This window comes from Sulfuriferula thiophila (assembly GCF_003864975.1).
In the GTDB taxonomy this organism is placed as follows: Bacteria; Pseudomonadota; Gammaproteobacteria; order Burkholderiales; family Sulfuriferulaceae; genus Sulfuriferula; species Sulfuriferula thiophila.
The window spans coordinates 73,896-86,496 of the sequence record NZ_BHGL01000006.1 but is presented as its reverse complement, the minus strand read 5'-3'; the positions used below and the strand labels follow the sequence as shown (position 1 = coordinate 86,496).

Here is a 12,601-nt window from a genome sequence, read left to right as displayed (position 1 = left end):
CTTCAAGCGCCTGAATTTTTTAATTGACTGACGACTAGCCCACCCATGCCATTTTTTGCATATAAAGCCCGTAACACTCGTGGCGAGCTGGTAGAAGGCACACTGGAAAGTGCCGACAGCGGCAGCGTCGCTGACCTGCTCATCAACACGGGCGTCACCCCGGTCGACATCCGTCTCACTGCCGACCCGCATGCCAAGACCGGTGACAACTGGTGGAAAAAACTCACCGAAGTCAAAGTCACTGCTATCGACGTGCAATTATTCAGCCGCCAGATTTACACCCTGCTCAAAGCCGGCGTGCCCATCATGCGCGGCCTGGCTGGCCTGCAGGAATCCGCCGTCAATAAAACCTTTGCCGGCGTCATTCAGGACCTGCGTGAATCACTGGATGCAGGCCGCGAACTGTCTGCCGCGATGCAGCGCCACCCTACCGTGTTTTCAGCGTTCTATTTGAGCATGATCCGCGTTGGCGAAATGACCGGGCGACTGGAAGAAGTGTTTATCCGTCTGTTTGACCACCTCGAATTCGAACGCGAGATGGGTGAGCGCGTCCGCACCGCCTTGCGCTACCCGTCTTTTGTCGTCCTGGCCATGGCCATCGCCATCGGCGTTATCAACCTGTTCGTCATCCCCGCGTTTGCCAAGGTCTATGCCGGGTTTCATGCTGAACTGCCGCTGGTCACGCAAATCCTCATCAACACCTCGAATTTCATGGTGAATTACTGGGGACTGATGCTGGCCATCATCATCGGCAGCATCATCGCCTTCAAATACTACATCGGCACCGAAGCAGGCCGCTATCGCTGGGACAAAACCAAACTCAACATCCCCATCGCCGGCAAAATCATCCTCAAAGGCACGCTGGCACGTTTTGCCCGCAGCTTCGCGCTGGCCAGCAAAAGCGGCGTTCCGATTATCCAGAGTCTCAACGTCGTCGCCCAGACCGTCGATAACGCCTACATCGCCAGCCGCATCGAACAGATGCGCGACGGCATCGAACGTGGCGAAAGCATACTGCGCACCGCCGCCACTGCCAACGTGTTCACCCCGGTGGTACTGCAGATGATCGCCGTCGGCGAAGAAACCGGCGATCTCGACAACCTCATGGAAGAAATCGCGCAGATGTACGAACGCGAAGTCGATTACGAACTCAAAACCCTGTCCTCGCAAATCGAGCCCATCCTGATTATCGGCCTGGGCATACTGGTGCTGATACTGGCTCTGGGTGTATTCTTACCGATCTGGGATCTGGGCAAGGTTGCATTGCACAAATAAAATCAGATTATATAAAACGCACGGAGACGCAAAATGAATAATAAACAGAGCGGTTTCACCCTGATCGAACTTGTGGTCGTCATCACTATTTTAGGTATTTTGGCTGCGATGGCATTGCCCCGCTTTACCGCGATTCAGGCCGACGCCCGCCTCGCTAAAATGAATGGTGCCATGGGCGCAGTCAAATCCGCTGCCGCCATGGCGCACGCCACCCTGCTCACCCGTGGCTACAGCAGCAACTACACCGGCACGCCCAGCACACCGGCCATTATCATCGAAGGCACCACGGTCAGTTATGTCAATGGCTACCCGGATGCAGCGTCAATTGTGCCGCTGGCCGGACTGACCACGCCGGATTACGTCATTACCGGATTAACCGCACCGGTGATTGCCGCAGTCGATGCCAACCATACCGGCGGCACTGCCGATTGCAGCATCAGCTATACCGCACCCGCTGCAGCGGATACCCTGCCAACCTATACCGTCAACGCCACGCTAGCCACGTGCGCTTAAGAATTGTATTATTCAACCGTTATTACAATAATCATCAACACTTTTATTAATTGCACAGGGGCACAAAAATGAAAACAACTCAAAGCGGTTTTACCTTGATCGAATTAGTCGTCGTGATCGTCATTCTGGGCATTCTGGCCGCGACCGCATTGCCAAGATTCATTGATTTGACAGACGATGCTGACAAAGCTGCCATTCAAGGTGTTGCTGGTGGCTTAAGTTCTGCCGCAGCGATCAACTACGGTGGCTGCGCTGTTACCAATAACGCTACTTCCAGCAAGTGCGTCAAAGTCGCAAAATGCTCTGATGTAGGTACATTACTGGCTCCCTCATTAACATTATCTACCACAAGCACACCTTATTATCTTGCTGCAGACACTCCAGCCACAACTAACGGCGCTACCGTTACCTGTACTATCTATAAAGATAAAAGCGCAACGGCTACAAAAACTTATACAGCAGATTACAGCGCTGTTGGTGCCGGCAACTAAATAGCTTGACCGATAAGGGGTTCCATTAGTGGAACCCCTTGTTTATCCCACCTCAGCAGTTACTTATATCATGTGGCCACACGCCTTTTCTGGAGCAGCAATAGATGGGCAGGTCTGATCGTTACCACTCTCTGAAACACCCCTCAACCGGCTTCACTCTGGTCGAACTCGTCGTCGTCATCGTTATCGTCGGCGTATTAGCCGTCGCCGCCATACCGCGCATGTTTGACCGCAGCACGTTTGATAGTCGTGGTTTCTATGATGAAACCATGTCGGCACTGCGCTATGCGCAAAAAACCGCGATTGCCCAGCGCCGTACCGTATGCGCCGCTTTCACCAACACCAGTCTGACCCTGACCATCGCCTCCGCCGCTAATGTCGGCACGTGCGACACCAATCTTGCCAACCCGGCCGGCAGCAGCCCGTTTACCGTTACGCCGCATTCAACCGGAATTACCTACACCAGCACCCCCACCGCTTTCAACTTTAATGCGCTGGGGCAAGCCAGCAGCGGGCAGACCATACAAGTCAAAGACGCTACTGGCAGCATCATCATTGAGCAGGACACCGGCTATGTGCACAATTAAACGCCAGTCCGGAGTCTCGCTGATCGAGCTCATCATTTTCATTGTCATCGTCAGCACTGCCGTCGCCGGTGTGTTAGCGGTGATGAACGTCACCACGCAACACAGTGCTGACCCTATGCTGCGCAAGCAGGCACAAGCCATTGCCGAATCATTGCTGGAAGAAATCGAATTGCAGCCATTTACTACCTGCGACCCTAACGATGCCACGGCAAGCACGGGCACCTGCACCACCACTCCAGAAGCCATGGGGCCGGACGTCAATCCAGACACTGGCGTCACTGAGACCCGTTACGACTCGGCTAACCAGTTTGATAATGTCAACGACTACGCAGGTTTCACCATGACTGGTATCAACGACATCACCAACACCCCCATAGGCGGCTTAGGCAGTTATACCGCAACTGTCGCCATAGCGACGGATGGCGCCAGCTTTGGACTGGCTTCAGGTCAAGTATTAAAAATTGATGTCACCGTCACCAGAGGTAACGACAGCCTCACTCTCACCGGCTACCGTTTCCAGTACGCTCCGAACGCGGTGCCATGATCATGCGACCCATACCTCCCCTTACCCAGCGCGGCTTTACTCTGATAGAAGCCATCGTTGTCATTACCATCACCGCTATCATTGCTGCGGTGGTGGCGACTTTCATCCGCACACCGGTACAAGGTTATTTCGACAGCGTACGCCGAGCCGAATTGACTGACACCGCCGACACTGCGGTGCGCCGTATTAGCCGTGACCTGCATCTGGCGCTGCCCAATAGTGTACGCGTCACCAATATTGGCGGGATTTCCTATCTGGAATTTTTGCTGACCAGCGGCGGTGGGCGTTATCGCACCGACACCCCCGGCAATGTTCTGGATTTCACCACCAGCACTACCAAATTCGACGTACTTGGCCCCGCCATCGCCACCACATCAGGCGCACTCAATCTGATCGCCATCTACAACCTGGGCATCCCCGGCGCAGATGCTTACTCTGCCGACAACACCAGCCCAATCACCGGCATCGCGGGCAATACCGTCAGCATCAATGCCAAGCTGTTTCCGTTTGCTTCACCCAGCAATCGTTTCCAAATTATCCAGACACCGGTGACCTACGTGTGCGACCCGACTGCCGGCACACTCACGCGCTATTGGAATTACACGATAAGCGCAAGCCAGCCCACCAGTTTCAGCAGCGGCACCAGTGCGCTCCTGGCCAAGAACGTCAGCGCATGTAACTTCACCTATAACCCCCAGGTCATCACCCAGCGGGCCGGTCTGGTTTCGGCTACTCTGCAACTCAGCCAAAGCGGCGAAGCCGTGAATTTATATTATGAAACCCATGTCAGCAATGCGCCTTAACCTCCTTCAGCGCGGCTTCTCCATCGTTTCCGCGATTTTTCTGCTGGTCGTGCTGTCAGCGCTGGGCGCATTCATGCTCACCTTCTCCAATGTGCAGCAAATGACTTCCGCACAAGATGTGCAGGGCGCAAAAGCCTATCAGGCCGCCCGTACCGGCATAGAATGGGGTGCGTATCAAATTATCGTCGCCAACAGCGGGTGTACGGGCTTTCCGCTCAACAAAAATCTGTTCGGCTTTGGCCTGACGGTGACATGCTCACGTTCAGGCCCATACACTGAGGGCGTCAACACCGTCAACCTCTACCAGATTACAGCTACTGCAAGCACCGGAATCGTTGGCAGCAGCACTTATATCGAGCGTCAACTGCAAGCCACGCTAGAGAAATAAGGGAATAAAACATGTGCGTTCAAATTAAAAATACCGATAAACAAAGCGCTATCCATTCGTTACTCGTTCTTTGGCTGATACTCGCCACGACGCTCATGGCATTGCCTGCCATGGCGGCTACGTACGCCTATCGCAACGACACCTTCAGTTACGACACTCCTTCGGCTGCCGCCAAAACTGTTGCCTGGCATACAGCCAGCCCCGCGCCAGCGTGTACCGGGTATCCCAATGGCGATGACGACTGGGCCGATATCAGTTTTGCCAGCGTAACTTCTCCCGCAAATAACTTTACCTTCACTTTTGCCGGAGTCGCTCAGACCGGAGTACGCATCTATTCCAACGGTATGCTGGTATTCGGTAATGACACATCCGGTTATTGGCGCGTCTATACCAACACTACCCTGCCCGCCACCGCCAATGCGACAGCTTATACCGGGTGCAGCAGCGGACAACTTGGCAATGCGATTGTGGCTTATTGGACCGATATTGTTGCCGGCACTGCCAACAACACCACCGGTGCCTCTGTGCAATACGAATTACTTGGCACAGCACCCAATCGGCGCATGGTCATTTCCTGGGTAAACGTAAAACTGTACAACAGCACCACACGCTATAATTTCCAGATCAGCTTGTATGAAAGCCCCGCAGGCGGCCTGAACAGCAATTTCAAATATCAATACACCACAGGCAGTTCAACAGGCTCGGCGGCTACTGTAGGCGTACAGGTCAACACTACTGATTCGACACTATATGCATACAATCAGGCATTTATTGATCCGACCATCGGATCTGCAATCCTCTGGTACCCCGCTAACCAGTTAGCAGGCAAGAGTGCTGAATATCACTTCGACGAAAGCACCTGGAATGGCACGCCCAACGAGATCAAAGACACTTCCGGCAATAGCCGGAACGCATCTCGGACAGGTGCAGCGAGCAATATTGCAACCGGCAAGATTTGCCGTGGAGGGAGTTTTACCAACAACACCAGCAATGCAATCATAGATGCCGTTTCCACTCCGCTTTCACCATCCAGCGCGGGTTCTGCCGACTTCTGGTTTTACTCCAACGCAAAATGGAATTCAGCTGATGCCATGCTGCTTGATGCCACAACGACTGCAGCGAAACCATTTTTCTTTATGAAAACAGCAGCCGGTGCTTTAAAACTCGCGGTGACTGATAGTAGCGGCACGGTATTAACGCTATCGTCGGCAAATCAGGCCTTCGCTGCCAATACCTGGCATCATGTCGGGGCAAGCTGGAATATGCGTCCTGGCAGCAATCAAACCTTGTTGCAAATTTTTCTGGACGGCGCGTTAACAACCTCTTTGCGGACCACTTCAAACGGCTCGATTACCGCGCTCTCGACTTTCAACATTGGTGACAATCGCACATCAGGCATTACTCCCACAGGCGGCACGCCAAATGGTGCCAACGGTTACATCGACGAAGTCAATATCTACTCCACCGAAATCAATACCAATCAGGCATTGGCCGATATGAATGCCACGCATGCCTGCACTTCACTCGATCATTTCCACATTATTCACAACGGCTCGGCTGTCACCTGCGATACAGCACCGGTGACGATAGAAGCACATGATGTCAATCACACATTGCTGACTCTGTCTGGCACAACCCTGAACCTATCTACCTCCACGAACCACGGCAACTGGTCCAACATAACGGGTGGCTCTGTCAGCACTATTACCAATAATGGCAACGGCTCTGCAAGCTATGTGTTCAGCAATGAGTCTTCGGTCACTTTCGGGTTGCAGGATTCCACTGCCGAATCTGTCATTATCGGCGCAACTTCAGGCACCGTCTCCACTACATCCGGCGCAGCGGCATCTTGCGCTGTGGCAGATTATACGTTTGGCACCGCCTGTAATGCGCCATTGGTATTCTCATCCGCCGGATTCCGTTTTGTGGATGGCTCTGGCAATCCCATTACCAATCAGGTCGCTGGGGTCAGTTCGGGTACTTACTATCTTCAGGCCATCAAACAAGGCACTACCACCGGTGTTTGCACCTCATTATTCCCGGCGGGAACGGCGGTCAATATTAATCTGGCATCGGAATGCAACAACCCGAGCAGTTGCCAATCCGGACAAGCGGTTACGTTTACCTCGGGCACTGCCACCACGATAGCCAGTAATGCCAATGGCACAATCACCGCTACCAGCGGCAATTACACCAGCAAATCGCTTACCTTTAACTCCACAACGCTTATACCTGCAGCGCCTTTCACCTTCAGCTATTCCGACGTCGGCCAGATTAGATTATGGGCGAGTTACACCCCTTCCGGCGGCTCGACCATCTCGGGTAACACCCAACTGATCGTGGCACCAAAATCTTTTGCATTCAGCAGTATTACCTCAGCCCCAATCAAAGCCGGGCAGGCATTCAGTGCCAAGGTAACCGCAGTCAATGCATCAGGCATAGCCACGCCCAACTTTGGACAGGAGACCACGCCAGAAAGCGTAAATCTGTCATTCACAAAGTGCCAGCCAACAGGCTCCAATTCCCAAAACGGGGCGCTCGCTGGCACTCTGGGCACTTTCAGTGGCGGCATTGCGGCAAGTAACAATCTTACATGGAGTGAAGTAGGCAACATTGACCTGATCGCTAACCTCGGCAACAGCAACGGCTATCTGGGCTCGGGGCTTTCAGCCACAGGCAACTCCGGCTCTACCGGCACGACTTGCTCCGGCACAGGCAATATCGGCATGGTGGGGCGCTTTACCCCTGATCATTTCATTACCTCAGTGACCCATGGCTGCAATGCCGGCAGCTTTACATACTCAGCACAACCATTTACGGTTGCCATCACCGCGATGAATGGCCTGGCTACACCCACTACGACGCAAAATTATGATGGCACAACCAATACATCACCAAATTTTGCCCAGAAAGTCACCCTGACCGATGCCAATGCAGCAGCCATACCTGTTGGCAAGTTTGTTACCAATACCGACAGCGTAGCTGCCACCAACTTTAGCAAGGGCGTCGCTTCGGTCAGTACGCCAGCCTATGCCTTCAACAATGCATTAACGGGGGCTACAACAATTAAACTTCGCGCAACGGACGCTGACAGCATTACATCATCCGGTTATAGCGAAGGCACTACTGAGATCCGCAGTGGCCGCATCAAAATCAATAACGCCAGCGGTTCAGAAGCACTTGCCCTGCCTGTGCCCATGGTGGCGCAATACTATAACGGCACCGCCTTTGTCACCAATGCTGCAGATAGCTGCACATCAGTCCCCGTGCCAACTACGCCTACTGCGAGCTCAGGCCTGTTAACCACATTAACGACAACAGCAACTCTGTTGGCACCATTCAGTGCCGGCGACAGCAAGCTAAAATTATCCAAACCAGGGGCAAAAGGTTATGTCGACATCACTATCGCTGCCCCTGCCTGGCTACAGTACAACTGGAAGGGTACGGGCCTGACCAACCCGACCGCACGCGCAACCTTCGGAGTTTACAAAAATGCGAATGAATTCATCTATATGCGCGAGATGTATTAAGCTAATTGACAACTTCATGCATTTGCTTTAATTTTCATACAATTACTTAAAAAAATAGATAAAAATGGGGCTTTTCTCAAAAATCAAAAAAACACAGGGCGGGATGGTTTTTGAGCTGCAGGCCGACGGCATTTGTGTCACCCGTGTCACGCAAACCGCCCATGCCAAGCCCAAAGTAGCGCTGGCTAAGTTTTATCCGCTGGCACAGTTGGAAACATCCGTATTGCTGTCCAATATCCACAAAGAACTGCAGACCAAACGCTACGACTGCAGCCATTTACTCAGTGCCGGCGAATACCAGTTATTGACAGTCGAAACCCCCGGTGTGCCACAGGAAGAGCTAAAAACCGCAGTACGCTGGCTGCTCAAAGATATGCTCGACTACCATGTGGATGATGCCACCATCGACGTACTCGATATCCCCGTGGATAAAAATGCCCCGGCACGCAAAGCGATGATGTACGTTGTCGCCGCTCGCAACCAGCTTATCGCGCAACGCCAGGCGATGTTCGACAGCGTACAAATCCCGCTTAAAGTGATCGATATCCCGGAACTGGCACAACGTAATATTACGACTCAGATTGCGCCTGCTGATCGCGGCCTGGCGCTGCTATCCGTTGATCAGGCTGGTAGCTTGCTGACCATCAGCTTTAATGGCGAACTGTATCTGTCACGTCGGCTGGATATTAATCTTATCCAGATCGGCACTCCCAACACCGAATATCAGGAACAGCTATTCGAGAAGCTCACCCTGGAATTGCAACGCACGTTTGACCACATCGACCGCCAGTACCCGTTTATCAGTCTGGCCAAACTGGTATTGGCACCCGCCTCACCGGAAATCTCGGCATTGTTGGCCTACCTCTCCAGCAACCTGTATATCCCCGTGGAAATCCTCGACTTGGCCGCAGTATTCGACCTCACCCCGGAATTACAGCAGACCGAACAGCAATCCCGTTTCTGGATGAGCCTGGGCGCAGCATTACGGCATGAGGATAAAGCCCTGTGAGTCAACAGATCAATTTATGCAACCCGCTGTTCCGCAAACAGGAAAAATACTTTTCTGCTGTCACCATGGCCCAATCCCTGGGCCTTATCCTGCTGGGCTGCGCCGTGTTTTACGCTTATCTGGCGTATCAGACTCGCGCACTGACAAAACAGGCCGGACAAATGGTGCAGATGCACGAAGCCGCACAACGGCAGCTGACTACGCTCGCCACCACAATGGCCGCACGCAAGCCTGACCCGCTGTTAACCGATGCAGTAGCCAAAGCCGAACAGGATGTGCGCGCACGTCAGGTTATTCTGGATCTGCTACAACAAGGCGAGTTAGGCAACCAGACAGGCTTTTCCGAGTATTTCAAGGCCTTATCCCGCCAGACAGTCAGTGGTTTATGGCTAACCGGGTTCGAAGTTATCGGCAACGGCAATCAGATCACCATCAGCGGTCGCGCCTTGCAACCGGCATCAGTCCCGCTGCTGATCCAGCACCTGAAATTTGAACCTGTGTTTGCCGGTGTGCACTTTGCCGCGCTCGACATGCGCCATCCGGATACACCGACAACCAGCACCGGCACCCCCGGCTTGCCTTTGCCGTATATCGAATTCACTTTGGGCAACAGCAAAGCGGAGCCAGCTAAATGAAAGCATTAAAAGCCCACTGGCAGAATCTGGCTAACCGCATCGATGTCCTGAGCATGCGCGAGCGCATCATGGTATTCGCCGCTGTGGTCGTGGTCATCGTAACCATCATCAACACGCTGCTGATCAACCCGCAACTCGCCCATCAGAAGCAATTAGCCGAGCAAATTGTGCAATCGCAACAAGCCACCGCAGCGATGCAAGCGCAAATCCAGGAGTTGCTCAAAGCCGGCAGCACCAATCCGGACATCGCGCTACAGGTCAAACTGGCGCAGTTGCGCAACCAGGCCACCGATAGCGGCAAAACCCTGGATGACATCCAGAGCAAACTGGTCGCACCGCAACAAATGTCGACGCTGCTGGAAAACATCCTGCGTCATAACCAGAACGTACACCTGGTCACGCTGAAAACACTGCCCGTTGAAATCCTGAATGCCAAATCCGATACCGACACCAGTGCAGACAGTAAAGCCTCTACAACTGCCAAGTCCGATGCAGCCAGTCCGACTGAAACCGCCAACCACATTTATAAACACGGTGTAGAAATCACCGTGACCGGCAGCTACCTTGATCTCACCCGCTATTTGAGCGCAGTCGAGGCCTTGCCGTGGCGCATGTTCTGGGGCAAAGCAGCGCTCAGCGTAGATAAAGACCAAACCGTCAGCCTTACGCTACGCCTCTACACATTAAGTCAGGATAAAGCATGGCTCAGTATTTAAGCTTGCTCACCCGCTGGGTATGCACTGCATTGTTATCAGGCCTTGCTGCCACCAGCTTTGCTGATATGCCGCACGACCCGACGCAACCGCCTGCCTCTATCGCCACAGTTGGCCCAAATGGCAATGCTACGACCGGATCAGCGATACAGTCCATTACCATTCGCGGCAGCCAGCGCTATGCGATGGTAAACGGCACCATGGTCAAGCCGGGCGATACACTCAGTGAAGGTCGTATTGTGAAAATTACAGAAAACGCGGTCATTGTTAAATCCGCTACCGGACTCACAGCCTTGAAACTGTTTCCCAATGTAGAGAAACGCATGCACCCACCCGCAAAATCGACCCACCAACCGTCGGTTCACCGCAATTAAAGGTAGAATCATGAACACACGCCGCTCACTTACCCCTACCCGTTACTTATCCGGTTTACTGGCTGTACTGGTGCTCAATCTGACCGGCTGCGCCGCACTGCAACCCAAAGCCGATAACACTCAGGCACACATCAACACTGAGTTGGACCAAGCTGCTGCCTCAAGCAAAACCCCGTTAAAAATGCAGCCTGCGGCCGTAAATGCGGCCTTATTACCGCCTTTGCAAATTGCCTTGCCGAAAGCAGCCAAGCCGATAGAACAACGATTTGATCTGGTTATCAACAATGCGCCTGCCAGCCAGGTGTTCATGGGCATTGTCTCCGGCACGCCTTACAGCATGCTGATCCCGCCTGATCTGACCGGGAATTTGTCCGTCAATCTTAAAAACGTGACGGTGTTTGAAGCACTGGATGCCATCCGCGAGCTTTACGGCTATGATTACAAAGTGGACGGCAGCCGCATTTTCATCCAGCCGATGACCATGCAGACCCGGGTGTTCAAGCTCAATTACATTGCCGGCCACCGCAAGGGCAGCTCTGACATCCGCGTGACTTCAGGCTCTGTCAGTGACGGCCCCATCACACCGGGAGCAGTACCCGGCGCGATCCCCACCACAACACCGGGCGCAGCTAACAGCCGCGCAATCGAAACCAGTAAAATTACCACCTCGATCGAAACTGATTTCTGGGGCGACCTCAAAACCTCGTTATCTACCATTATCGGCGATAAAGATGGCCGCAATGTGGTGGTCAATCCGCAATCAGGTGTCCTGCTGATCCACGCCATGCCGGTGGAAATTCACCAGGTGGAAAACTACCTTAAAGCCATGCAACTGGCCGTTGACCGCCAGGTCATGCTCGAAGCAAAAATTATCGAAGTGCAGTTGAATGATGGTTTTCAAACCGGCATTAACTGGGCAGCATTCAACCGCAACGGACAAAGCCGATTCTCGGTGGGTGCCGATCCCGCTAGTTTTGGCGTACCCGGTGGCACACCCGTCGCCAATAGCACGCTGGCCAGCATATTCTCTGCCGGCATGTCCACTGCCATCAACACCAGCGCGGGCTTGCTTAATGTGGCCGCACAATCCGATAACTTTGCTGCTTTACTGAATTTCCTCGATACCCAGGGCACAGCCCGTGTGCTTTCCAGCCCGCGCATAGCTACCTTGAATAACCAGATGGCGATACTGAAAGTCGGTACTGACGAATTCTTCGTCACCAATGTCACCTCCACGGTAACCAGTACCGGCAGTGCAACCAATACGGCCACGCCGAATGTGACACTGCGCCCGTTCTTCTCAGGTATCGCGCTGGATGTGACCCCGCAAATCTCGGATGAAGGTCTTATCACCCTGCACATTCATCCTTCGGTGAGCAATGTGACCGAAAAAAATAAAGTGATAAACCTCGGCCAGTCGTTGGGCACGTTGACGCTACCACTGGCATCCAGCACCATCTCCGAAACCGACAGCGTGGTGCGGGTGCAGGACGGCAGCATCGTGGCCATCGGCGGCCTGATGCGCGAAGCCAGCACCGATGACAAAACCGAAGTGCCGGGACTGGGCAGCGTACCGTTACTCGGCTCGCTGTTCAAACATACCAATCGTATTTCGCAAAAGCGCGAACTGGTGATCCTGCTTAAGACCACAGTGGTTAAGGGCGGCAGCGACTGGACCCAGGATGTATTACAAAGCCGCGAGCGCATCCAGAACATGCAACGCGGTGGCAGCTGAGTGT

At 53.4% G+C, this 12,601-nt stretch carries 13 protein-coding genes; all 13 read left to right on the top strand.

Annotated features, from left to right (window positions below; all coding sequences use genetic code 11):
• Positions 1 to 45: 45 nt before the first annotated feature.
• On the top strand, positions 46 to 1,275 hold the full coding sequence (locus EJE49_RS02865; protein ID WP_124948901.1) for a type II secretion system F family protein: 1,230 nt from the start codon (positions 46 to 48) through the stop codon (positions 1,273 to 1,275).
• A 33-nt stretch (positions 1,276 to 1,308) separates the two neighbouring features.
• A complete protein-coding gene (locus EJE49_RS14355) occupies positions 1,309 to 1,788 on the top strand; it encodes a prepilin-type N-terminal cleavage/methylation domain-containing protein (RefSeq protein WP_124948900.1) in 480 nt (159 codons plus the stop codon).
• Between the two features lie 68 nt (positions 1,789 to 1,856).
• The gene (locus EJE49_RS14350; RefSeq protein WP_124948899.1) at positions 1,857 to 2,279 is read left to right on the top strand and encodes a type II secretion system protein; all 423 of its coding nucleotides are present in this window, start codon (positions 1,857 to 1,859) and stop codon (positions 2,277 to 2,279) included.
• Between the two features lie 104 nt (positions 2,280 to 2,383).
• Complete coding sequence (locus EJE49_RS14325; RefSeq protein ID WP_124948898.1) at positions 2,384 to 2,866, top strand: GspH/FimT family pseudopilin; 483 nt, start codon at positions 2,384 to 2,386, stop codon at positions 2,864 to 2,866.
• Positions 2,853 to 3,410 carry a type IV pilus modification PilV family protein gene (locus EJE49_RS02845; RefSeq protein ID WP_124948897.1) on the top strand — a complete coding sequence of 186 codons (558 nt, stop codon included), beginning with the start codon at positions 2,853 to 2,855 and terminating at the stop codon, positions 3,408 to 3,410. The genes EJE49_RS14325 and EJE49_RS02845 overlap by 14 nt, the downstream gene beginning before the upstream one ends.
• A gap of 2 nt (positions 3,411 to 3,412) precedes the next feature.
• Positions 3,413 to 4,213, top strand: a complete 801-nt coding sequence (locus EJE49_RS02840; RefSeq protein WP_189941639.1) for a prepilin-type N-terminal cleavage/methylation domain-containing protein — start codon at positions 3,413 to 3,415, stop codon at positions 4,211 to 4,213.
• On the top strand, positions 4,203 to 4,601 hold the full coding sequence (locus EJE49_RS02835; RefSeq protein WP_124949241.1) for a hypothetical protein: 399 nt from the start codon (positions 4,203 to 4,205) through the stop codon (positions 4,599 to 4,601). Before EJE49_RS02840 ends, EJE49_RS02835 begins: the two co-directional genes overlap by 11 nt.
• A gap of 11 nt (positions 4,602 to 4,612) precedes the next feature.
• Positions 4,613 to 8,131, top strand: a complete 3,519-nt coding sequence (locus tag EJE49_RS02830; protein WP_223246716.1) for a DUF6701 domain-containing protein — start codon at positions 4,613 to 4,615, stop codon at positions 8,129 to 8,131.
• Between the two features lie 103 nt (positions 8,132 to 8,234).
• The gene (gene pilM, locus EJE49_RS02825) at positions 8,235 to 9,140 is read left to right on the top strand and encodes a type IV pilus biogenesis protein PilM (RefSeq protein ID WP_223246715.1); all 906 of its coding nucleotides are present in this window, start codon (positions 8,235 to 8,237) and stop codon (positions 9,138 to 9,140) included.
• Entirely contained in the window at positions 9,137 to 9,775 is a 639-nt protein-coding gene (locus tag EJE49_RS02820) for a PilN domain-containing protein (RefSeq protein WP_124948894.1), read from the top strand. The genes pilM and EJE49_RS02820 overlap by 4 nt, the downstream gene beginning before the upstream one ends.
• Positions 9,772 to 10,491, top strand: a complete 720-nt coding sequence (locus EJE49_RS02815; protein WP_124948893.1) for a type II secretion system protein GspM — start codon at positions 9,772 to 9,774, stop codon at positions 10,489 to 10,491. Before EJE49_RS02820 ends, EJE49_RS02815 begins: the two co-directional genes overlap by 4 nt.
• A complete protein-coding gene (locus tag EJE49_RS02810; RefSeq protein WP_124948892.1) occupies positions 10,476 to 10,862 on the top strand; it encodes a hypothetical protein in 387 nt (128 codons plus the stop codon). Before EJE49_RS02815 ends, EJE49_RS02810 begins: the two co-directional genes overlap by 16 nt.
• A 10-nt stretch (positions 10,863 to 10,872) precedes the next feature.
• Positions 10,873 to 12,597 carry a pilus (MSHA type) biogenesis protein MshL gene (mshL, locus tag EJE49_RS02805; protein WP_124948891.1) on the top strand — a complete coding sequence of 575 codons (1,725 nt, stop codon included), beginning with the start codon at positions 10,873 to 10,875 and terminating at the stop codon, positions 12,595 to 12,597.
• The last annotated feature ends 4 nt before the right edge of the window (positions 12,598 to 12,601 follow it).